Source organism: Limnothrix sp. PR1529 (assembly GCF_002742025.1).
Lineage (GTDB): Bacteria > Cyanobacteriota > Cyanobacteriia > CACIAM-69d > CACIAM-69d > CACIAM-69d.
Window position 1 is genome coordinate 56,686 of the sequence record NZ_LIRO01000008.1, and the last position, 22,764, is coordinate 79,449.

The 22,764-nt window shown below is 52.9% G+C and carries 17 protein-coding genes; 14 read left to right on the forward strand and 3 right to left on the reverse strand.

Going from position 1 to position 22,764, the window contains the following annotated elements:
• Positions 1-274: 274 nt before the first annotated feature.
• From AMR42_RS01040 to AMR42_RS01085, 10 genes are all read left to right on the forward strand, one after another.
• Positions 275-613 carry a cation:proton antiporter subunit C gene (locus AMR42_RS01040; RefSeq protein WP_099531613.1) on the forward strand — a complete coding sequence of 113 codons (339 nt, stop codon included), beginning with the start codon at positions 275-277 and terminating at the stop codon, positions 611-613.
• A gap of 422 nt (positions 614-1,035) precedes the next feature.
• Positions 1,036-2,646 carry a cation:proton antiporter gene (locus AMR42_RS01045; protein ID WP_099531670.1) on the forward strand — a complete coding sequence of 537 codons (1,611 nt, stop codon included), beginning with the start codon at positions 1,036-1,038 and terminating at the stop codon, positions 2,644-2,646.
• Positions 2,640-3,026, forward strand: coding sequence for a Na+/H+ antiporter subunit E (locus AMR42_RS01050; RefSeq protein ID WP_099531614.1), 387 nt, complete (start codon positions 2,640-2,642; stop codon positions 3,024-3,026). Before AMR42_RS01045 ends, AMR42_RS01050 begins: the two co-directional genes overlap by 7 nt.
• Before the next feature lie 57 nt (positions 3,027-3,083).
• Entirely contained in the window at positions 3,084-3,338 is a 255-nt protein-coding gene (locus AMR42_RS01055; protein ID WP_099531615.1) for a hypothetical protein, read from the forward strand.
• Positions 3,339-3,361: 23 nt separating this feature from the next.
• Complete coding sequence (locus tag AMR42_RS01060; protein WP_099531671.1) at positions 3,362-3,637, forward strand: monovalent cation/H(+) antiporter subunit G; 276 nt, start codon at positions 3,362-3,364, stop codon at positions 3,635-3,637.
• Positions 3,634-4,365, forward strand: coding sequence for a hydrogenase subunit MbhD domain-containing protein (locus AMR42_RS01065; RefSeq protein WP_099531616.1), 732 nt, complete (start codon positions 3,634-3,636; stop codon positions 4,363-4,365). The genes AMR42_RS01060 and AMR42_RS01065 overlap by 4 nt, the downstream gene beginning before the upstream one ends.
• Entirely contained in the window at positions 4,365-5,027 is a 663-nt protein-coding gene (locus AMR42_RS01070) for a Na(+)/H(+) antiporter subunit B (RefSeq protein ID WP_099531672.1), read from the forward strand. Before AMR42_RS01065 ends, AMR42_RS01070 begins: the two co-directional genes overlap by 1 nt.
• Positions 5,028-5,490: 463 nt before the next feature.
• Complete coding sequence (gene ovoA, locus AMR42_RS01075; RefSeq protein ID WP_234406443.1) at positions 5,491-6,987, forward strand: 5-histidylcysteine sulfoxide synthase; 1,497 nt, start codon at positions 5,491-5,493, stop codon at positions 6,985-6,987.
• On the forward strand, positions 6,978-8,045 hold the full coding sequence (egtD, locus tag AMR42_RS01080; protein ID WP_099531617.1) for an L-histidine N(alpha)-methyltransferase: 1,068 nt from the start codon (positions 6,978-6,980) through the stop codon (positions 8,043-8,045). Before ovoA ends, egtD begins: the two co-directional genes overlap by 10 nt.
• 196 nt (positions 8,046-8,241) lie before the next feature.
• The gene (locus AMR42_RS01085) at positions 8,242-8,694 is read left to right on the forward strand and encodes a DUF29 domain-containing protein (RefSeq protein WP_099531618.1); all 453 of its coding nucleotides are present in this window, start codon (positions 8,242-8,244) and stop codon (positions 8,692-8,694) included.
• Between the two features lie 136 nt (positions 8,695-8,830).
• On the opposite strand, the gene galE is transcribed toward AMR42_RS01085, so the two are convergent.
• Positions 8,831-9,841 (reverse strand): UDP-glucose 4-epimerase GalE, encoded by a 1,011-nt coding sequence (gene galE, locus AMR42_RS01090; protein WP_099531619.1) that lies wholly within the window; start codon positions 9,839-9,841, stop codon positions 8,831-8,833.
• Between the two features lie 34 nt (positions 9,842-9,875).
• On the opposite strand from galE, the gene AMR42_RS01095 reads away from it, so the two are divergent.
• Both AMR42_RS01095 and AMR42_RS01100 read left to right on the forward strand, forming a co-directional pair.
• Positions 9,876-11,135 carry a glycosyltransferase family 4 protein gene (locus AMR42_RS01095; RefSeq protein ID WP_099531620.1) on the forward strand — a complete coding sequence of 420 codons (1,260 nt, stop codon included), beginning with the start codon at positions 9,876-9,878 and terminating at the stop codon, positions 11,133-11,135.
• A gap of 719 nt (positions 11,136-11,854) precedes the next feature.
• Entirely contained in the window at positions 11,855-16,447 is a 4,593-nt protein-coding gene (locus AMR42_RS01100; protein ID WP_099531621.1) for a PAS domain S-box protein, read from the forward strand.
• 110 nt (positions 16,448-16,557) lie between these two features.
• Here AMR42_RS01100 and cysE read toward each other — a convergent pair whose 3' ends face one another.
• Positions 16,558-17,409, reverse strand: a complete 852-nt coding sequence (gene cysE, locus AMR42_RS01105; RefSeq protein ID WP_099531674.1) for a serine O-acetyltransferase — start codon at positions 17,407-17,409, stop codon at positions 16,558-16,560.
• Positions 17,410-17,498: 89 nt separating this feature from the next.
• Here cysE and AMR42_RS21000 point away from each other — a divergent pair, with 89 nt between their 5' ends.
• Both AMR42_RS21000 and AMR42_RS01115 read left to right on the forward strand, forming a co-directional pair.
• Positions 17,499-17,651, forward strand: coding sequence for a hypothetical protein (locus tag AMR42_RS21000; protein ID WP_234406448.1), 153 nt, complete (start codon positions 17,499-17,501; stop codon positions 17,649-17,651).
• A 432-nt stretch (positions 17,652-18,083) separates the two neighbouring features.
• Positions 18,084-19,970, forward strand: a complete 1,887-nt coding sequence (locus AMR42_RS01115; RefSeq protein WP_234406450.1) for a sensor histidine kinase — start codon at positions 18,084-18,086, stop codon at positions 19,968-19,970.
• Here AMR42_RS01115 and adhE read toward each other — a convergent pair.
• Entirely contained in the window at positions 19,967-22,600 is a 2,634-nt protein-coding gene (gene adhE, locus AMR42_RS01120) for a bifunctional acetaldehyde-CoA/alcohol dehydrogenase (protein WP_099531624.1), read from the reverse strand. The genes AMR42_RS01115 and adhE overlap by 4 nt on opposite strands.
• Positions 22,601-22,764 lie beyond the last annotated feature (164 nt).

The following is a 22,764-nucleotide window of genomic DNA, read 5'->3' on the forward strand; positions in this document are numbered from 1 at the left end:
AGTACTAAAAAAGAGTAATCAGATCATCTGGTTACAACAACACCCTATTTAATTTGAATGGGCTAAGTAGGCCCAAGCCGTTTTTCATCGCCCTGGACATTTCCAACTTCTTTGCCCAGGCATTCCGTCAGAATATGATCGGATTGTTCTGTCTTAGCAATCTATGCAACTTGCTCTAATCAATCTGTTCAATCTGTCCTAAGTCATCTTTCATTGCATTGGTTTGCTTTCAGAATTGCTGATTCAAATGACCTTCACCATAGAGTAATGAGCCATGTTAGAAGGATTTATTTTTGCCACTATTTTATTAGGATTTTTCGGGATGGTTTTAAAGAAAAATCTAGTCATGAAAATTGTCTCAATGGATGTCATGAGCACAGGTGTCATTGCCTACTATGTGCTTATAGCGGCGCGATCGGGTCTATTTACACCCATTTTGCAATCACCTCCCCGTGATGTGACCTATGCAGATCCAGTGCCCCAAGCGGTGATTTTGACGGCGATCGTAATTGGCTTTTCCATCCAAGCACTGATGCTGGTGGGCGTGATGAAGCTAGCGCGGGATAACCCAACCTTGGAAACAGCTGAAATTGAAAAAAACAATCAGCAATAGGCCGCTTACTGGTTTTTAAATCGATCCTCAATCAGGGATTTATCCAGATCAACTAGCAACTAATTTTCAGTTAATTGCGTTGAAATTAGTTTCAAGTAACTCATCTGAATTGATCCTGGTTTCGTGGTTCTTAATTGGGTCGCCTACGGGTTCAGGTTTAAGTTCCAATTAACTTTGGGTTAAGTCTGAATTCACCCCTTGGTCAACTATCCCGTTGGCCATCCATCACCCCACAAATGCTTGCTGAGTTGAGCGGCGTTGCTCGCCCAAACTCCGTCAATTCTCAGCATCTTCAATGGCTCAACGATGGTTCAGGTGGCGCGATCGCGCACTGAGCTAATCCTCCCCTAGATTGAGTCGCTAATAGCCCCTTGATGGCTCATTCACCACCCCCAGAAGCCACCATGCTTGCATCTTCTATCTTGGAACCTTTAACCGTTGGCTGGGTTGTTTTTTCCCTGATGGTGGGGTTTGTAATTGCCCTGCTGCCCAAGCTCGATCGAGTCTTGTCCCTGCTGGTCGCCGTCACCTCAGCGGTTTATGCCGGGCTACTGTTAACCGCCAATGCTCCCTTACCGCTAACCCTCTTGGATCGGTTTGGGGTGACTTTGGTTGCCGATTCCTTGGCGGCTTTTTTCATTTTGACCAATGCGATCGTCACCCTCGCAGTCTTGTGCTATTCCTGGCAAAGCCCCAAAAAAGCTTTTTTCTACAGCCAATTGTTAATGCTCCATGGCAGCCTTAATGCGGCATTTATTTGTGCTGATTTAGTCAGTATTTATATTGCCCTAGAGGTTAGCGGCATTGCGGCTTTTTTGCTCATTGCCTATCCCCGCAGCGATCGTTCCATTTGGGTCGCCCTGCGCTATCTCTTCATTAGCAATGCTGCCATGCTGTTTTACCTAGTGGGGGCAGTTTCTGTTTATCAACATCAACATTCTTTTGCCCTAGCAGGTCTTGCCAAGGCTCCACCAGAGGCGATCGCCCTTATCTTTTTAGGACTGCTGGTCAAAGGTGGGGTTTTTATCTCCGGTTTGTGGCTACCGCTCACCCACTCAGAATCAGAAACTTCCGTTTCAGCCCTGCTTTCGGGAATTGCCATTAAAGCCAGCATTTTGCCTTTGTTACGTTGTGCCTTGGTGTCTGATGATTTGGATTTAATTGTCCGAATTTTTGGGGTCGCAACAGCCCTTTTAGGGGTTAGCTACGCCATGTTTGAAAAAGACACCAAACGAATGTTGGCTTTGAGCACCATTTCGCAGTTGGGGTTTGTTTTGGCCGCGCCCTTGGTCGGTGGGTTTTATGCCCTCACCCATGGTTTGGTGAAGTCCTGTTTGTTTTTATTGGCGGGTTCTTTACCCAGCCGCAACTTCAAGGTTTTAAAAAGTCAAACGATCGATCGCACCCTTTGGGTTGGGTTGCTGCTGGCTAGTTTATCGATTTCTGGGTTGCCCCTTTTGGCTGGTTTTGCAGCCAAGGCCTTAACCCTGAAAGAACTGCAACCTTGGCAAACCATGCTGATGAATGCAGCCGCGATCGGGACAGCCATTTCCTTTGCGAAATTCATCTTCCTCAAACCCGATGGATTCCCATCCTTTGGCAAGGCGATCAGCGGTGACCAAGGGGCAGGTCAAATCACAACCCATGCTCTGCCGCAGCCCGAAGTGGCCGTCATGGCTAGCGCAGCATTAGCTCCATCAAGTTTGGCTACCCAAAACCTAGATTTTTCTGGCACGAGTGCTGCCCATTTGGAACCCAAAGCAGCCGCCACCACTCCCAAATTTGGGCTTTGGATTGCTGTGAGTTTGCTACTCGGAAGCCTGGTGCTGGCCAATGGTTTTTATGGAGCGGCTTACACGGTGGATAGTGCCAGTAAGGCCGGTTTAACCATTGCCGCAGGCTGGCTGATCTATTGGGTTGTGATTCGTCAAAGCACTGTGAAATTACCTCAGGTGGCCGAAGAATTTGATCACCTGGTGGGGGCCATGAGTTTAACGTCTGTTGTGCTGTTTTGGATGGCATTGTCATGGTAAAGATCGGCCGGCTCGCAATTATTTTATTTCGCCTTCTGATTTGGTTGTTGCTAACAGCCGATGGCAGTGGGGTCAACCTCGCGATCGGGATTGTGGTTGCTGTGCTTTTGCCGCGTCAATCCTTTGCGCCCGATCGCCTCAAAGATTGGCTCACCGTTTTCTGGAAGATCGTGACCGCCATTCCCATGGCCTATATCGAATCCATTGAAATCATGCTCCGTCCCCATCGTCGGGAAAGCATTGTTTGGGAACAGGTTCCTCAGCGGCGATCGACCCAACTAATTTTTTTGGACATCTTTCTCATTACCTTCACCCCCAAAACCATCGTTTGCCGATACGACAAAGAAACCGGCTATGCCGTTCACAAAATTGATCCCTAGGGTTTGATTGCTTCGCCGTGACTGCTCAACTTCCTGACTCAGGTTGCTCAATTCACCATGACCAATGCCATTTTGATTGCTGCCATTTTGGCTTTGTTAATTCCAATTTATAAAGCCTGCACAGAAGAAGACGTTTGGCAAAAGATGTTGGCCCTGTCGAGTGTTTCCAGCAAGGTTTCAATCGCCATTTTGCTGGTTTCAGTGCAGCGAGATGATTGGTCGATCGGGGTCGTAGCCGTGATTGTGTTGAGCGTGGGCAATGCTGGATTAATGCTGCTGGCTAACGTTTTGAAACGAATGGGAGAAGCCTAAACATGACCTGGACAGAACTGCCTCTGGTTGATGGCATCAGCAATCTTTGTTTAGTGGGCGGGATGGTGTTTTGGTTTTGGGGCACAACCCAATTACTCACCCGCCGATCGGTGCTTTTTAAGTTACACGGCTTATCGGTGTCGGACACCTTGGGATCTTTGGCGATCGTGTTTGGATTGTTATTAAAGATTCCCAATGAGTGGCCATTGCTCATTTTGGCCATGATTTGTTTGGCCGTTTGGAACACTATGTTGGGCTATGTTTTGGCCTACTGCTCCACCAGCGGAGACCAACCATGAATGAGTTGAACTGGGTTAATGACCTGCCAATTTATGTGATCACTGCGCTGTTGCCGCTCTCGGCAGCGATGGTAATTTTTCAATCGAATCCTTACCATGCACTGGTGATTCGTGGCATTTTGGGCGCTTTGGCGGCGGCTGTTTATGCGGTTTTGGGTGCTGCTGATGTGTCTTTAACGGAAGCACTGATGGGCACATTACTGGCAATTACCCTATATGCAATTGCTGTGCGATCATCCTTGGTTTTGCAGTTAGGATATCTAGAAGATCCAACCGTCGTTACCCCGCCTCATCTACTGCATTTAGACCCAGAAACCCACGCACCTGACTTAACCCAAGAGTCTGCCAATGGGGAATTAGATCCCACGGTGGTGGAATGTTTAGCGAATACATTCAAGCCCTTTTACCTCCGCATTGAATTGGTTCCCTATCCCAGCCTGACGGCACTCCAGCGAGCCTTGGGCGATCGGGAAGTTCATGCCATCTATGCGCCCACATTCAGCCTTTTAAGTGCCCCTGAAGACTCAACAGCGCCTCAGCCCCATTCCAGAAAGCCACAACTCATCACCCGCGTTCAACGGCTCTACGAAATTATGCGGGAAAAGCCTCTGTCAGACTTGGCCACCATTACTTATCAGTCAGCACATCAGTCAGCCAATTTATTAGCCAATTTATCAACTGATTCGTCAGCCAACGTCACCCTTACCCAGGAGCGCAAACCCTCATGATTAAGTGGATTTATGTACTGGCAGGCTTAGCGCTCTATTGCAAAATGGTGCTGTTTCCCAACTATGCGCCAGATGTGATTGGGGCTGAAATTGTGCAGGCAGTGGTGACCGATAGCGGGGTTCCGAATGCTGTTTCGGGGATCATTTTTCGCAATCGGTTATACGACACCATTTTTGAGGTGGTGGTTTTTACAATTGCAATCATGGGATCGCAATTTCTATTGGCCAATGAAAATCCATCCTGCTCAATTCAACGCTTGGTGGATCAACCCTCGATCGTGCTGGCGCGGTTAGGAGCCACGATCGCCGCCCTGGTCGCGATCGAGCTAGGAATTCGCGGTCACCTCAGCCCCGGCGGTGGTTTTGCAGCGGGCGTGGCGGGGGGCACTGCGATCGGCCTAGTGACCATTACTGCTTCGCCAGACTGGATGCAAAATCTTTATCAACGCTGGCGAGCCGCCACCTGGGAAAAAATTTCCGTGCTCGTTTTCATCGCTTTGGCTGTCGTCACCTTAGTTGGATATGAATTACCCCACGGTGAGTTAGGGACCCTCGCCAGCGGCGGTTTATTACCGGTTTTAAACTTCTTGGTGGCGGTGAAAGTGGCCTTGGGATCTTGGGCGGCGCTGTTAGTTTTTATACGCTACCGTGGACTGTTTTAGGTTTGGCTTTTACAGTTGAGTGATCCGACTGATCGTTTTCTGTGATGCTGCTGGCCGCCCCGATCGACCTTGGGAAGGGATGCGTAGACATGACCTGTAAAACGAATTGTTGACAGCGATTCTTCAAGGGAATTTCAATCACACTCTGTGAAGAAATGTTCAATCACACTTTGTGAAGAAATAGATCCCATAACGCTGAAGAATTGCTGAAGTTCCCCTTCAGGATCCAAAATCAGACTGAGGATGGGAACACAATTCCCCAAATCTTTGCCCTTGCCTCATTGAAATCCTAATTGGGCAAGACCCGCTGCAAAGCAAGCGACCTCAACCGATCCAGAAGGATCGGTTTTGACCGCAATGGGGAAAATTCAGTCTTGATTTTCAAGGGATGGCTCGGGCCATTGCCCAATGCTAAAACCATTGGAGATCAGATCATTTGAAATCGTCATGGTGATCTAGCCATATGACTGTTGCAACCAATCCGGCTGACATTCGGATGAATTCAGCCCCAACTGTGCCACGGTTAGACCGTTGTTGCTCGCAGGAACTGCTGCATTATTTTCAGGATGCCTGGGCTTTAGAAGATAAGCTGCTAAGCAGTTTGGCAGAGCCAGCAACCTTTTATTTACGACCAGATCCCCTACGCAACCCGCTGATTTTCTACTTAGGACATTCAGCGGTTTTTTATGTCAATAAGTTGGTGCGGGTTGGCCTGTGGTCACAACGGCTGAACCCAGACTATGAGCAGTTGTTTGAAATCGGGGTTGATCCTAACACTGCTGCGGAATTGGATGCCGTCATTGCCGAGATTCAATGGCCAGAAGTGGCGGCTGTTTGGGACTATCGCGATCGGGTCAAGGCCACGATCGAGCAAGTGATTCAAACTGTTGATTTTGAATTGCCCATTCACCCCCAACATCCCCTTTGGGCCCTGTTGATGGCGATCGAACATCAGCGGATTCACATTGAAACCTCTTCGATGTTGTTGCGCCAATTGCCACGCAATCACCTGCGATGTCCGGCCGATTGGTCGATCGCCCCAACGGATTTGCCCGCACCGCAAAATTCCATGCGCCTGATTCCCGGCGGCACAGTCACCCTCGGGAAATCCCCAACCGATCAAACCTATGGTTGGGATAGTGAATATGGTCGCCGCCCAGTGGAAGTACCCAGCTTTTGGGCGAGCCAATTCCTCATCACCAACCAAGAGTATCAAGCATTCGTGGCAGCCGGTGGCTACCAAAACACAGCCTACTGGTCGGCCGAGGGTTGGCAATGGCGCGAAATGCATCAGGTTTCCCACCCCAAATTTTGGATTCCGCAAGGCGATCACTACCGGTATCGATCGACCTTTTTTGAATGTGATTTACCCCTCGCCTGGCCCGCAGAAGTGAATTATCACGAGGCGATCGCCTTCTGTCGCTGGAAGGGTGAAGGCGTGCGATTGCTCAGCGAGGCGGAATGGAATCGTGCATTGCAATGGTCAACAACAGAGGCACAAAACCCTGCGCAAGGTCATGATTTCCAGCCTTGGAATCAGCAAACAGATCCCCACTTCAATCGCCCTTTCATCCAAGATCTAGATCAAGACTTTGGGCAGGCTTTCGGGCAAAACTCAGGCCCTATGGCTGAATTGCCTCCCAATTTGCACTGGCAATGGATCTCACCCCGAGCGGTCAATTCAAACGGGGCGATCGCCCAAGGACTTGCGGATTTGCGCGGCAATGTTTGGGAATGGATTGCTGATGCTTTTAATCCATTACCCGGCTTTGAACCTCATCCCCTTTATGAGGATCAGTCAGCGCCTTTTTTTGATGAAGATCACCGGATGATGCTGGGTGGTTCTTGGGCCACTAATGGCTCCATGGCCCTGCCATTCTATCGCAATTGGTTTCGACCTCATTTTTATCAACATGTGGGCTTTCGGATTGCCCAAGGAACAAGTGATTTATGCCACTAGAAAGCCGGTCTTCGTCTGTTCAATCGCGCCCTGTAAACACCGCTGAAGCAGTTGATGCGGATATTCGATCAGGGGCGATCATTGTTTTGGATCACAGCCACGCGCCCGCCACCCCAGAAGGGGCAGAGGTGATCCAAGGCTTGAGCAAAACCCCTAAGCAGTTGTCTCCCAAGTATTTTTATGACGATCGGGGATCGCAACTCTTTGAGGACATTTGCCAGCTTCCGGAATATTATCCAACCCGTACAGAAGCTTGGATTTTGCAAACCTATGCCACCGAAATTGCTGCAATCACCGACAGCCACGAACTGATTGAATTGGGCAGCGGCAGTTCCACCAAAACTCGCTTACTGTTGGATGCCTATCGATCGCTCTGGGCCGATCGCCCCGACACTTGCCACTATCTCCCGGTGGATATTAGTGGCGGCATTTTGCACAGCAGCGTGGTGCAACTGCAATCGCAATATCCTGAATTTTGGATCCAAGGACTATTGGGAACCTATGACCAAGCCTTGGACTATTTAGCCCACAGCAATGAGCGATCGCGCCTGCTGTTTTTCCTGGGCAGTTCGATGGGAAATTTCTCCCCCGCAGACTTCAACAGCTTTGTCGATCGCGTGGCCCAATCGCTCAAGCCCGGTGACTATTTCCTATTAGGAGTTGACCTTGAAAAAGACCTGGAAATCCTCAAGGCAGCCTATAACGATTCTCAGGGAGTGACGGCCGCCTTCAACTTGAACATGCTGGCTCATTTGAACCGGCGTTTTGGGGGCAATTTTGATCTCGACGCTTTCAGTCACGAAGCGGTTTATAACACCGCAGACTCGCAAATCGAGATGTATCTCCATTGTCACCGCGATTGCCAAGTGCAGTTCGATCGCCTGAATTTTGTCGCCAACTTCCAAGCCGGGGAGTCGATTTTGACGGAACTTTCTCGCAAATTCCGGCTCGATCGCTTGCCTCAACAACTCGCAGAGCGCGGCCTCACCACCGTCAAAACCTGGAGCGATCCGCAGCAATGGTTTGGACTGCTGTTGTGTCAAGCTACCAGTTCGTAGATTCTTGTTCTCCTTTCTTCAAACGTCAATCAAGCTCATGTGATTGATAGTCTAGTTGACAGTTAAAACTATCAATCATCCATCAAGACTTGATTAGATCTCCAAGGAAGTCAAGACATTTTCTTAGGCGAACTGCTAAATTGAGAGGGTGAACGTTTTTGCCCTCTCAGTTTGCTTGTTTCCGTGAGGTACAGCGATGACAGTGGCCCGGGACAATTTGGCAACGTTGTATGAGTGCGACTATGCCCTTTGGTTAGACGCAACAATCGAACAACTGCGCCGCCGTGACTACGGCAATGTGGATTGGGATAATTTATTAGATGAATTAGAGTCAATGGCCCGCAGCGATAAACGTGCCATTAAACATAATTTGGTGGTGATTCTTGTGCATCTTTTAAAGTGGCAATTTCAGCCTGAGATGCGATCGGGAAGCTGGGCAGGAAGCATCACGGAACACCGAACCCGAATTCAGTCCCTATTAGACGATTCCCCTAGCCTCAAAAATTTCCTACCTGAGGCCCTAGATTGGGCCTATCCCAGAGCACGTCGGCAAGCCAGTGATGAAACAGAATTACCGATCGAACAGTTTCCAGAAGCTTGTCCCTACCAACTTTTTGAGGTATTAAACGAAAATTTTCTACCCCAATAAGCCTCTTTCAAAAAATCAAGCCTCATCCGCATTGACCTATTTTTATCCTCTGATTTCATCTGATTTCAACGGAGAAAAATTGGGCGGCTTTCATTGGGTAACTGACTAAAAACTGCTGGATAGAAGCTGGCTGGCGTTATTCAGTGCCGTGGCGGCGTTGATGCCAGTGCCAAGCATGGGACACGATCGCCTCTAAATCTGGGTACTCCGGTTGCCAGCCCAAAACCGCCTGGGCCCGATCGCTGCTGCTGACCAACACGGGCGGATCACCGGCCCGGCGATCGCGCTCCACCACAACGATCGGGCGTTGGGTCACCTGGCGAGCAGCAGCGATCGTTTCCTTCACGGAAAATCCGTTGCCATTGCCCAAATTAAATGCCGTGGATTCGCCGCCGTTCAGCAAATATTCCAACCCCAACACATGGGCGTGGGCCAAGTCGTTCACATGGACATAATCCCGAATGCAAGTGCCGTCGGGGGTGGGGTAGTCCGTGCCGAAAATGGCAATGTTGTCCCGCTGGCCCAGGGCCGCCAGCAAAATCAGTGGAATCAGATGGGTTTCCGGCTGGTGATCTTCGCCCAGGTTGCCGGAGGGGTCGGCTCCGGCGGCGTTGAAGTAACGGAAGATGACCGATCGCAATCCATAGGCCAGGTCAAAATCCCGCAGCATCCGCTCGACGGTTAATTTAGACTCCCCATAGGGATTAATCGGCTGTTGGGGATGATCTTCGGCAATTTTGGGGGTTTGGGGTACGCCATAGGTGGCCGCCGTGGAGGAAAACACGAAATGGGGCACTTGGGCCGCCACCATGGCTTCCAACAGGGTCAGGGTTCCCACCACGTTGTTGCGATAGTATTTGGCGGGATTGGCAACGGACTCGCCCACGGCAATGTAGGCAGCGAAGTGCAGCACGGCTCCAATCTGGCGCTGGGCAAAGAGTCGATCGAGCAAGGCCCGATCGCCAATATCACCCACAATCAACTCAGCCTTCAGCACCGATTCCACAATCTCGCGGTGGCCGTAGCCCAAATTATCCAGCACAACCACCGGATAGCCGGCCTGTTGAAGCGCTAGAACGGTATGGGAGCCGATGTAGCCAGCGCCGCCGGTCACGAGAATGGTGGGTTTTGAGCAAGCGTCGGTCATGGGGGGCAGCGACGGGAATTACGGGGCGATCGCCATGAGAATTTTAGCCATTTCTTCTACCTTTCCTTATCCGCCCAGCAAAGGCGGCACGGAAATTCGAACTTACAACCTGCTGGCCCGCTTGGCCCAGCGCCATGCGGTCACCATTGCCACCCAGCGCCATCCTAGTGTCACCGATGACCATCTGGCCGCGCTTCGGGCAACTGTTCAGGAGGTGATGGTGTTTCCGCTGCCACCGGATCCGGCCGCCAGCCGCAGTCCGCGCCAGTTGGCCCGCAAGGTGAAGCGGTTTGGGCAATCTTGGCTGAGGGGCACGCCGCCCAATGTGTTGCATCGCTTTTCGCGGCCGATGCAGGCTTGGATTGATCAACAAATTGCGGCCGATCGCTTTGATGTGGTCACCTGCGAGCACAGTGTGAATGAAATCTATGTGCGGCCCGATTGGCAGCGGCGCTACCCCAAACTGCGATCGATTGTGGATGTTCATAGCTCCGTTTACGGTTGGGCCAAGGGGCATCTGGATTTGGGTGCATCTCCCCACCCCACACGCGATTGGCTGTATTTGCCCTTGCTCGCCCGCTATGAGCGCCGCTACGCCAACAAATTCAGCGCGATCGTCACCACCACCCCCGACGATCGGGACTACATGGCCCAATTTGCGCCCCAAGTGCCCGGTTTCGTCATTCCCAACGGGGTGGACTTGGCCCTGTTTCCGCTGCGCGATCGAGATCCCGGGGGTTATGAATTGGTGTTTGTGGGCGCAATGGATGCCACCCACAACATCGATGCGGTGAAGTTTTTTGTGAATGCCGTTCTGCCACCGCTGCGATCGACCTATCCCGCCGCCACCTTTCGGATTGTGGGGGCCCGGCCCAGCGCTGAGGTGTTGGCCCTGGGCGATCGACCTGGCGTAGTGGTCACCGGCCCTGTGGATTCCATGGCCGCCGAGCTACATCGGGCCTCCGTTTGCGTCGTGCCCCTGCGCACCGGGCTGGGCATCAAAAACAAAACCCTCGAGGCCATGGCGGCCGGCGTACCCGTGGTGGGGAGCGATCGGGGACTCGAGGGCTTGACGATCGACCGACCGCCCTTAGCCTTACGGGCCAACCAACCCGCTGAATACATTGCCGCCATCGGTCGGTTGTGGGAATCTACGGAGTTGCGGGCCCAACTCTCCCAAGCGGCCCGAGCCTACGTGGAGCGCGACTTTAGCTGGGACCAAGCCGCCCAACATTACGAAGCTGTTTTGCAAAGCTCCCCACAACAGCCAGCTTTCACCTCTTTTTCCCTATAAGGGCGATAGGGTCAACTTCGGCGGCCGGCTTCAACGGTCAGCAACATTGTCAGCAATCAATGATGGAATTAGGTATTAATAATGATCAGTAGTCAATGATTTAATTCATACTCTGGTGACAGTTTATACCCAAATCCTTCTTGATTGAATTTGATCGCTTTTGCCCCTTGAAATACTTTAGGAGAATCGCAGGGAATGCTTAAATAGAATTATCAACCCCACCAGCTCAAGAATTTTCAACGATTGCTCAATCATCACGGTTAATTTTTAAAAACAGAGCAGGATTCTCGGAACAGTTGCGGTTCACAAAGAAAGGTTTCTAAAAGGCTTCAAGCATTAAGGCTAGGGCTGAGATCAAGATTTGAACAGGAGTTTGGGTTGAACCTAAACGGATTTTAACCAAGCTCAAATCAGATCTAAAACATAGATCCGACTTGTTCAAGACGTGAGAAAATTCTGTTGACTGAAAAATTCAGCATCCTCGATCAACAGACCGCCCCGCTAGCCAGATCAGTCAATGCTGAGGGATCAGCCAAACGCTCATGGAGCAAATTTTGATCATTTTGTGATGGTCAAGCCATGGTTCTCAGTCATTATCCAAACCTGATGTTCAAACCCTTTTAGGTATCTTGCAAATTGGCGTTCCGGGTTCTGGGTCAACGCTCGGCCGATGGTGATTCAGTGTTTAAGGGAATGGATCCCCGCGTTCTTTACATCCAATGACCAACGTTGCTGCGGCTAATGCATCACCCTTTTTGGGCCAATTATTGGTCTTGGAACCTGATGAAACGGATCAGTTAAAATTTGCTCGCTGTTTTCAGCACTGGCCCTGGCTGGGTGAAGGGCATGTGGTGGCTTCCATGCAGGCGGCGATCGCCCATTTGCGTCGGCAACCGGTCGAGATGGTGTTGCTCAATGGCTGTGCGATTCCCCCGATCGAGGCGGTCTTGGAACCGTCGGCAGGGGCTGAAAGCTGTCCCGCCAACAAGCCTGAAGACTTGGCCGATCGCAGCCCCCAGCCCAGCGATCGCCCCGTAACCCCGATCACGCAGGATCAACCCGACCTCCTCGACCAAGCCGCACCCAGCTTTCGGGAACTCTTGCAGCTCATGGAAGCCCAGGCGGTTCTCTGGCTGGTGATGGTTCCAGCGGATGCCGCAGATGTGGCATTGGCACTGGTGCAACAGGGCGCGGCCGATTATGTGGTGAAAGATGCCGCTGGAGCCTATCTCAAGCTATTGCCAATTACCTTACAAAAAAGCTGGCAAACCTATCAGCAACAACGCCAATTACAGTGGTTGAATCATACGGTTCAAAGTTTACCCGATGGTGTGTATGTGGCCGATGCTGGTGGGCAATTACTGTTTACCAATGACGCGCTAAAAGCAATTTGCGCGATCGAGCAGCAAAACCTGCAAGGGCAACCCATCACTACCCTGGGCCAGCCCGCTTTGACCCGTTGGGTGCAACAACAGGCCCCGATCGCCTCCGATCTTCAGCAACCCTATCACCGCCGGGATGTGGAATTAGCCATCCAGCAGCCCGATCGGCCAGCCCTCAGCATGTTGCTCTCGGAAACCTTTATTGATGATGGTTGCCAAGCCATTCGAGTGGGCGTGCTGAAAAATGTGCATTTCCTGAAGGAAGTACAGTCTTCAATTCACAATGTTCAAAGCAGCTTAAATAGCATTATTCAATCTCGAACCAATCAGCTTCAGGAGGCGATCGGGGAGTTACATCGCGAAAACCAAGAACGTATTAAATCAAAAATTTCGCTGCGCCTCAGTCGCGATTTTATTAATCGTCAACAGGTCTTTTTACGATCTGTTATTGACAACAACCCCAATTTAATTTTCGTCAAAGATTGGGAGGGTCGGTATGTGCTCGCCAATCAAGCCATGGCGGACTATTACGGAACCACCGTTGATGAACTGCTGAATAAAACTGACGAAGAACTACTAGGGCCCTCGGAAGCCAATGCTCGGTTTTTGAGCGAAAATCGCTTCGTCATTGAAAATCGCCAGGAACTCTTCTTGCCTGAGGAAATGGTGATTCGCCGCAAAATTGCTCAGTCAGATGTTCAGTCAGACTCGATCGCCTCAGTGGAGCAGGATGATGCCCTCCTCGATGCTTCCCCCGAATCTAACTTAGGAACCAACACCCTAGGAACTGCCTTGGAAATCAATTTATCGGGGGCTGGTGGTTCCTCTGGGGCAGATTCCGGCAACGGCCAAGTTGATGATCCATTTGGAACAAATCCAGACATTCAATGGCTGCAATGGCACAAGTCACCGATTTTTCTGCCCGCCAAGGGTGAATATGGAGTCTTAGGCGTAGGGGTTGATATTACCGCTCGCAAACAGGTGGAACTGGCCCTGGCGGAACAGGAAAAAAGTCTTTCGACCCTGGTGGCCAATTTGCCCGGCTATGTTTATCGGGTGGCTAATAATCCTGAATACTCCGCGCTTTTTGTTAGCGATGGGGTAACGGCCATCACGGGCTATGAAACTCATGAATATTTAGTCGATCGCACCACCAGTTGCGGTCAAGAAATTCACCCCGAAGATGCCGATCGCGTTTGGGAAATTGTCCAAGCCGCCATTCAAAAGCAAGAACCCTATGAGTGCGAATATCGCATTCTCACCAAGTTTGCTCAAGAAAAGTGGGTTTGGGAGCGGGGTAGCGGTGTTTATTCCGATGAAGGCAAATTTCTGTTTTTAGAGGGATTCGTCACGGATATCAGCGATCGCAAGGCTGCGGAACAGAACCTGCGCCAACTGAGCGATCGCCTGCAAGAGTCCCAGCGGATTGCCAAGCTCGGCAATTGGCAATTCAACTTAAATAGCAACGCACTCTATTGGTCTGATCAAGTTTTTGAGATTTTTGAAGTGGATGCACAGCAATTTGGTGCATCCTATGAAGCCTTGATGGCCGCCATTCATCCTGACGATCGGGAAATGGTCGATCGAGCCTATAAGCGCCACTTAGTCAATCATGAACCCTATTCCGTCACCCATCGCTTGCTGTTGGCAGATGGGCGGATTAAATATGTCCATGAGCAATGCGAAACAACCTATGGCGAGGATGGCACGCCCCTTTATTCCCAAGGCACGGTGCAGGATGTTACCGATCAACATTTGGCAGAAATGGCCCGAGAGCAGGCCGAAAAAGCTTTGCATCAAGTGATTGAAGGCACGGCCACGGTGACCGGAGCACAGTTTTTCCCCAACTTGGTGCGGCATATTGCGGAAGCCCTGAATGTGGATTATGTGGTAGCCACGGAATTACGGGACGATCGATTACAAACCCTTGGTGTTTGGGTTGATGGTCAACTGGGCGACAATTCCAATTTGGACTTAGAAAACACACCCTGTTCCTACATTTTGGAACATGGCGAACTCTATTGTGAAACCGACGGACAGTCCTGTTTTTCCATTTCCCGTTCCCTCTTTCCTGGAGCAGTGAATGGGCTGTTGGGCGTTGCCTTACAAGATGATCAAGGACAGGCGATCGGCAGTCTTTGCATCCTAGATCAACAACCCTTTTCTGAAGAAAAACACCAACAAGCCATGGCCCTTTTGCGGGTGTTGGCCTCCCGGGCAGGGGCCGAACTTCAGCGCAAACAGGCCAACGATGCCTTGGAGCAACTGAACCAAGACTTGGAAGCGAGGGTGTTGCAGCGCACCTTGGAACTGCAAGCTCAAGAAGCGCAACTGAGGGATTTGTTTGACAATGCAACGGATTTAATTCAACGAATTGATCCCCAAGGGCAAATCTTGTTGGTCAACCGGGTTTGGAAAGAAACCTTGGGCTATGGCGATGAAGATTTAAATGATTTGTCGATCTTTCAGGTTATCCATCCTGCGGACTTAGAGGACTACCGCCAATATTTAGATCGCCTTTGCGCTGGGGAAGCTTCTTTAGACATTGAAACTCGCTTTCTCAGCAAAGATGGCCAAGAAATTTTGTTGGAAGGAAATGCCAACTGCGATTTTCAAGAGGGGAAACCGATCGCCATTCGTAGCATGTTTCGGAATGTGACTGAGGGCAAACAAACCCGCAAAGCACTTCAGGAATCGCAGCAATTCTTGCAAACGGTTTTGAATACATTTCCGCTCTTTGTGTTTTGGAAAGATCGCAATTCGGTTTACCTGGGGTGCAACCAAAACTTTGCGGCGGCGGCGGGGCTGCCTTCACCGGAGGCGATCGTGGGCAAGACGGATTACGATTTGCCCTGGGGAGTCAGCGAAGCCGAGCTATACCGAGCGGACGATCGGGAAGTGATTGAGTCTGGCATGGCCAAGCTACATCTCATTGAGTCCCAAAAACAACTGGATGGCTCCCTGATCCAGATTGAAACCAACAAGGTTCCGCTCCGGGATTCGTCAGGAACGGTGATTGGGGTTTTGGGCATCTATCAAGACATTACCGATCGCCAAGCGGCGGAATTACAGTTGCAGCGAACGAATCAACAACTGTTGCGAGCAACGCGCTTAAAAGATGAGTTCATGGCCAATATGAGCCACGAATTGCGCACGCCGCTGAATGCCATTTTGGGGATGACCGAAAGTCTGCAAGAGGAAATTTTTGGGCCAATTACCCCCCAACAGGACTATGCGCTCAGGACGATCGACCAAAGCGGCACACACCTGCTGGAACTCATTAACGACATTTTGGATATGGCCAAGATTGAGTCCGGCCAAATGGAGTTGGATTGGTCAATCACGGACTTGGTGCCCATGTGTCGATCGAGCCTGGTTTTTATTCAACAGCAGGCCACAAAAAAACGGATTGAACTGAACCTCAACAGCCCGAAAAACTTGCCCAATCTGTGGGTCGATGAACGACGACTGCGCCAGGTGTTGATTAATTTGCTGAGCAATGCGGTGAAGTTCACGCCGGAAGGGGGCAAAATTACCCTTTCGATCGCCGTGACCAGCGAATCGTTAACCGCCGCCTCGGAATTTGTGCGATCGCGCTCTCTGTCCAAAATGCATCTCCAGGGCCTGGTGCAGCAGCCCCCAGCCCCCACCGCGCCCGCCAACCAACCCACAACCTTCGTGCGCATTGCAGTAGCCGATACCGGAATTGGCATTGCCGCCGAAAATTTACCCAAGCTCTTTCAGCCCTTCATCCAAGTGGACGGGGCCTTGAATCGCCAATATGACGGCACAGGATTGGGTTTGGCGCTGGTGAAGCAAATTGTGGAACTGCACCAGGGCTGTGTGGATGTGGTTAGCGAAGTGGGAGTGGGCAGTTGCTTCACGATCGAACTTCCCCTGCTGGCCCCGCCGCCCCACCAGATCCCCTAGGCAAGGCGCAAATCAGCAAGGCGCAAGACCGCCAGCCGGACGGCATCCGGCCCCGACGCGATCGACATCAGCCCAGTGACCAGCCCAAGTGATCAGACCGATTATTAACCCTAAATTCCAGCCCCATCAAAGAACTCTTCCAAGGCTCGATCGCTCAACCGGCAACGCTTTCCCGCCGGGTCATCACCACTCACAAGATTGAGCTGGCCCAGTTGGCGTTGGGCCGCCGTCACCTCCGCGGCCACCTTGGCAATCCGTTCCCAATCGCAAAGGGTCAAGTCTTCGCAAGGGCGCTCCGGCGCACCCACGGCCACCGGCACTTGGGCCCGTTCCGCTTCCATTTCCTCAATCCGCCGCTCCAGGGTTTCGATGCGATCGAGCAGGGCCCGAATCGCCTGGGCTTCCGAGTCCGGCAGCTTGCCATGCTCCAGTGGATCTACCCGCACACCCGATCGATAGACCACACGACCAGGCACACCCACCACCGTGCAATCGGCAGGCACATCCCGCAAAACCACGGAACCAGCCCCAATGCGCACATTTTCGCCAATATTCAGATTGCCGAGCACCTTAGCCCCAGCTCCCACCACCACGTTGTCACCCAAGGTGGGGTGGCGCTTGCCGCTTTCCTTGCCCGTGCCCCCCAGGGTCACGCCCTGGTAAATCAAGCAATAGTCGCCCACAATCGCCGTTTCACCAATCACAACGCCCATGCCGTGATCGATAAACACGCCTTGCCCGATCGTTGCGCCCGGGTGAATTTCAATCCCGGTCAACAGTCGTCCAATGTGGGAAATCAGCCGAGGCACAAAGGGTAATTGGCGCTGTTGCAGCCCATGGGCCAGCCGATGGAGAATCAACGCTTGCAACCCCGGATAGCAAAAAAGCACCTCTAGCCAATTGCGGGCGGCGGGGTCACGATCGAAGATGATGCGAAAGTCAGCAATGAGAGCGTTTAGCACGGTTGGGCGGCCTGAAAGCTTCAAGGTTGTGTTGCATCGATTACAAAATCACTTTTAATCCTACTGCCTACCGACCGAGACGCGGGGGGGTGGGGCCACCGAACCCCAACCGAAGCATTGGGGAATATATTTTGGCTCAGGTTTTGGCTCAGGCCCCAGACTCCACCCAGCGCCATGCTCCCCGGAAATCGGTTGGCGAACTGAGCGATCGGGACGAAACATTTCAGTTGCGGCAGCCATGACCCATTCAGCGTCACCAGAATTGCGGTTTTTAGGGTCAGGGCTTGGTAAACTTTGCGACTTTCAAGGCCTTCAAATACGGACATTTGGATACTGATCATGTTGCCGATCGCACCCAATTAGGCAATCAACTGATGGATTATATTGTTGATTCTTGATTGCATTTCTTAACGCCATTTCAAGGAAGCACCTGATAGATTGGGATCGACTTTGACGGCGGCCTTCGCCTTCCAAAATGACACAAAAAAGATAGTGAATTCACGTTTCATCCCTCATGAATCGTTAAATTTATCCATCTTTCAGGGTTTGCATCAATCCATTGAGGTTACAACCAAGCATAATCAGCCCACGGCGTAGGGCTGTTGCGGTTGGAGCTGCCCTAAAATTCGCAATCAATGAATTTTCCCCTGCCCTCTCCTCACTCGACGGCAGCGATGTCCCACTCCACGATGAAGATCCAGATCAAGGGGCGATCGCGCTGGCTCGGCCATTGGCAACAACGCATCAGCAATTGGCACTTCAGCCAAAAGATTGCGTTGGGCTATATCTTGGCGATCGCCACGGGGGCCGTTGGCTCCTTGGCCGGCATCGCCCTGGCGGATCATTTCCAAGGGCGCGGGGTGGCCCAACTGCACGACGCAACCACACAAGTTCAATTACTCAGCGATTTACGCAGCAACTTGCAGGCGGCTCGCCTCGCCATTGATGAAGCGGGGGATGATGAAATTCCCGTCGCACAACGGCAACTATTCCAGCAGGACGCGATCGCGGCCATCCAAACAGCCCGCGACTTAGCCAACGAACTCACCGCCTATCTCAAGCAAAATCCCCAATGGCTGGCCGATCGCCCCGATCGCCTGTTGCACTTGGCCAATCAAAGCGTGGCGGATCTTCAGGAATATGCAAATCAGCAAATGCTGATGCAGCAGGCGGACGAGGCCAATCAATCGGCCGCCCAGAAGGCAGCCAAAGAAGCAGCGGAGGACTTGGAGTGGAAAGCGCTGGCCGGGGCCGATCGCGCCCTGTCCCGGCTGGTGATCATGGCCCATGGGCAAGCGGAACAGGCGGAAGTTTTGCTCGAAGAGGCCCAAGGTCTGGAAAAAGGCGTTGTGATCCTGAGCCTGTTGCTGTCGGCGGCGGTGGCAGGGGTGATTGCAATGCGAGTCACGCGGGCGATCGTCAATCCCCTGGTGCGGGCGGCCACGGTGGCCCAAGGGGTGGCGGAAACCGGCGACTTCAGCCAACGGGTGGGCATCACCAGCCAAGACGAAGTGGGATCCTTGGCCCAGGCTCTTGATACGTTGATTGAGCGGGTGGCCGAACGCAATCAAGAGTTGGCGGACGCGGCGGATTTTGCCAGCTCCCAAGCCCGCACCCTCTACAGAACCCTGATGGATTTGCGCCGCACCCAAGCGCAACTGATCCAAACGGAAAAAATGTCGCTCCTGGGGCAGGTGGTGGCCGGGGTAGCCCACGAAATCAATAACCCCACCAGTTTTATCTACGGCAACCTAATCCATGTCACGGAGGGCGTGAGCCATCTGCTGGAGTTGCTGACGCTGTATGAGGCGGGCCATGGCCCCCACAGTCCAGAGATTCGATCGCTCGTGGAACAGTTGGATTTGGAGTTTGTGCGGGAAGATTTGCCGCAACTGATGGCTTCCATGCGATCGGGCGCGGAACGCATCCGGGCGATCGTTCTGTCGTTGCGGTTGTTTGCCCGTTTGGATGAGGCGGAGGTAAAGGCGATCGACCTGCCCCAAAGCCTGGACAGCGTGCTCACCATTTTGGGGTCGCGCCTCTGTGCCCAAGCTCACCGCCCGGCCATTGTGGTGCAGTTGGACTACGGATCTTTGCCCCCGATCGAGTGCTATGCGGGTCAGCTCAATCAGGTGTTCATGCACATTTTGACGAACGCGATCGATGCGCTGGATGAGGCCTTCCGCCAACAGCCCGATCGGCTCTTGACCCTGAAGCTCACCACCCGCACCCTTGACCCGGATTCGGTCAGCTTGGCGGTCACCGACAGCGGCTTGGGCATTCCCGTCAGTGAACAATCGCGGATTTTTGAGTTGTTTTACACAACCAAACCCGTGGGCAAAGGCTCGGGCATGGGTCTGGCGATCGCCCAGCAGGTGATTGTGGAAAAGCACGGCGGCACGATCGATTGCGAATCGGGCAATTGGGGAACGACGTTTACGCTGAAGTTACCGGTGCGACTCGCGATCGCCGATCCAGCCCAACCGCAAGCAGCCCCTTTAGCCGCAGACGATCAAGCCCCGATCGAACCACTCGCGAGCGACGGCTTAACCAGGCCCTAGGGAGTCGTCACCGGTTCCGGCGCTTCCGGAGCCGACAACAGCGGCGAATCTCCGTGATAGGCCCGCAACAACAGCGTTTTCAGCTCGCTGATCATCGGGTAACGGGGATTCGACACCGTGCATTGATCGTCAAAGGCGCGATCGGCCACATCATCCAACTTCGCCAAAAACTCCGCCTCGCTGATCGAGGTGGCTTCCCGGATCGATCGGGGAATTCCCACCTGCTGCTTCAGCGCCTCGATCGCCCCAATCAGCCGATCGATCTTCTCGTCCTCCGTCGTCCCCCCCAAGTTCAAATAGTCCGCAATCCGAGCGTAGCGCCACTTCGCATTCGGATACTTGTATTGCGGGAACGCCGCCTGCTTAAAGGGCGCATCCGTCGCGTTGTAGCGAATCACGTGGGAAATCAACAGCGCATTCGCCAAACCGTGGGGAATGTGGAACGCGCCGCCAATTTGGTGGGCGATCGAGTGGCAAATGCCCAAGAAACCATTGGCAAAGGCCATCCCCGCCATCGTCGCCGCGTAGTGCATCTTTTCCCGCGCCTTCGGATCCGCCGCCCCGTGTTCGTAGGCCGAGGGCAGATATTTGAAAATCAGCCGAATCGCCTCCAGGGCCTCGCCGTTCGTGAACTCCGAAGCCAACACGGACACGTAGGACTCCAGGGCGTGGGTCAAGGCATCAACGCCCCCAAAGGCCGTCAGGGACTTGGGCATATCCAGCACCAATTGCGGATCGCAAATGGCCATGGTCGGCGTGAGGGCGTAGTCCGCCAGGGGGTACTTGATCCCCGTGCGCTCATCCGTCACCACCGCGAAGGGCGTAACCTCCGACCCCGTGCCCGAAGTGGTGGGAATTGCCACTAGGATTGCCTTTTGGCCCAAAGGCGGCAGCTCATACACCCGCTTGCGGATGTCCATGAACCGCATCGACAGACCCTCGAATTCAATTTCGGGATGCTCGTACAGCAACCAGGCAATCTTGGCCGCGTCCATCGGGGAACCGCCCCCGATCGCGATGATCGTGTCCGGGTTAAACGATCGCATCTGTTCCAAAATCCGGTTCACCGTTCCCAGACAAGGATCCGGCTCCACATCGTAAAAGGTGTCGTACTTCAGACCAATATCATCCAGGACGCTTTCCAGACCCGCCGTGATCCCCAGGTTGTAAAGGGGTTTGTCGGTGATGATGAACGCCCGATCGCGCCCGGCCAGCTCTCGCAGCGCCACCGGCAGCGAGCCATATTTGAAGTAGATTTTCGGCGGAATTCGGAACCAGAGCATATTTTCCCGCCGTTCCGCCACGGTTTTGATGTTCAGCAGGTGGCGCGGTTCCACGTTCTCGCTGATCGAGTTGCCGCCCCAAGTGCCGCAACCGAGGGTGAGGGACGGATCCAGCCGGAAATTATAGATATCCCCGATCGCCCCTTGAGATGAGGGCGTGTTGATCAGCACCCGCGCCGTTTGCACCTGATCCTCAAACTGCTTGATTCGATCGCGGTTGTCCGGCGACGTGTAGAGCACCGCCGTGTGGCCCCGTCCGGCAAACATCACCAGCGACTCACTCAGCTCCACCGCTTGGGCAAAATCCGCCGCCCGATACATGGCCAGCACCGGCGACAGCTTCTCGTAGGAGAACGGCTCCTCTGGCCCCACCACGCTTGCCTCGCCCACGATCAGGCGCGTGCCCGGCGGCAGTTGAATCTCCGCCATCGCCGCAATCTGTTCCACCGATTGGCCGACGATGTTCGGGTTCAACCGCCCATCGATCAGGATTTGCGCGCCCATGCGGACTTTCTCTTCGGGATCCAGGAAATAGGCCCCCCGATCGCGAAATTCCTGCTTCACCTGTTCATAGACCGCATCCACCACCACCACCGATTGCTCGCTGGCGCAGATCATGCCGTTGTCAAAGGTTTTGCTGAGGATAATCGACGACACGGCCATTTTCAGGTGTGCCGTTTCGTCAATCAGGGCCGGCGTATTCCCCGCGCCCACACCCAAGGACGGGTGGCCGGACGAGTAAGCGGCCCGCACCATGCCCGGCCCGCCCGTGGCCAAAATCAGGTTCACATCCGGGTGCTGCATCAACTGCTGCGACAGGGGCACGGTGGGCTGATCAATCCAGCCAATGATGTCCGGCGGGGCCCCGGCTTCCACGGCCGCTTGCAAAATCACCCGCGCCGCCTCGATCGTGCAGTCCTTGGCCCGGGGGTGGGGCGAAAAAATAATCGCGTTGCGGGTTTTCAGGGCAATCAAGGCCTTAAAAATCGCCGTCGAAGTGGGGTTCGTGGTGGGCACAATTCCCGCCAAAATCCCCACGGGTTCGGCAATTCGCTGAATGCCAAAGGCCTTGTCCTCTTCGATCACCCCGCAGGTTTTCTCGGCTTTGTATTTGTTGTAGATGAATTCCGAGGCGAAGTGATTTTTGATTACTTTGTCCTCGATCGTCCCCATTCTCGTTTCGGTTACCGCCAGCTTGGCCAGGGGGATGCGGGCTGCGTTGGCCGCCAAGGCTGCTTTTTTGAAGATCAAATCCACCTGCTCTTGGCTGAAGGTGGCATAGGTGCGCTGTGCGGCTTTGACCCGCGCAATTAGGGCTTCGAGTTCGCGATCGTTGGTAACGGTCATAACGCACCTCGCAGGAATGGCGTTCTGTTTTTACGCTAGGTTGATCCCCTTGTTTTGGTTAGATTTGTTGACAAGTTTTTAGGTTTTGCTCACCCGAATTGCAACGAACCTTTACGAAGTCTCACAGAACGCTCGGCCGCCGATCGCTCAAAACCATCGTTCAG

Coding starts and splice junctions, on each gene's coding strand:
- AMR42_RS01040 (WP_099531613.1), top strand. CDS start 275: ATGTTAGAAGGATTTATTTTTGCCACTATTTTATTAGGATTTTTCGGG.
- AMR42_RS01050 (WP_099531614.1), top strand. CDS start 2,640: ATGGTAAAGATCGGCCGGCTCGCAATTATTTTATTTCGCCTTCTGATT.
- AMR42_RS01055 (WP_099531615.1), top strand. CDS start 3,084: ATGACCAATGCCATTTTGATTGCTGCCATTTTGGCTTTGTTAATTCCA.
- AMR42_RS01065 (WP_099531616.1), top strand. CDS start 3,634: ATGAATGAGTTGAACTGGGTTAATGACCTGCCAATTTATGTGATCACT.
- ovoA (WP_234406443.1), top strand. CDS start 5,491: ATGACTGTTGCAACCAATCCGGCTGACATTCGGATGAATTCAGCCCCA.
- egtD (WP_099531617.1), top strand. CDS start 6,978: ATGCCACTAGAAAGCCGGTCTTCGTCTGTTCAATCGCGCCCTGTAAAC.
- AMR42_RS01085 (WP_099531618.1), top strand. CDS start 8,242: ATGACAGTGGCCCGGGACAATTTGGCAACGTTGTATGAGTGCGACTAT.
- galE (WP_099531619.1), bottom strand. CDS start 9,841: ATGACCGACGCTTGCTCAAAACCCACCATTCTCGTGACCGGCGGCGCT.
- AMR42_RS01095 (WP_099531620.1), top strand. CDS start 9,876: ATGAGAATTTTAGCCATTTCTTCTACCTTTCCTTATCCGCCCAGCAAA.
- AMR42_RS01100 (WP_099531621.1), top strand. CDS start 11,855: ATGACCAACGTTGCTGCGGCTAATGCATCACCCTTTTTGGGCCAATTA.
- AMR42_RS01115 (WP_234406450.1), top strand. CDS start 18,084: ATGTCCCACTCCACGATGAAGATCCAGATCAAGGGGCGATCGCGCTGG.
- adhE (WP_099531624.1), bottom strand. CDS start 22,600: ATGACCGTTACCAACGATCGCGAACTCGAAGCCCTAATTGCGCGGGTC.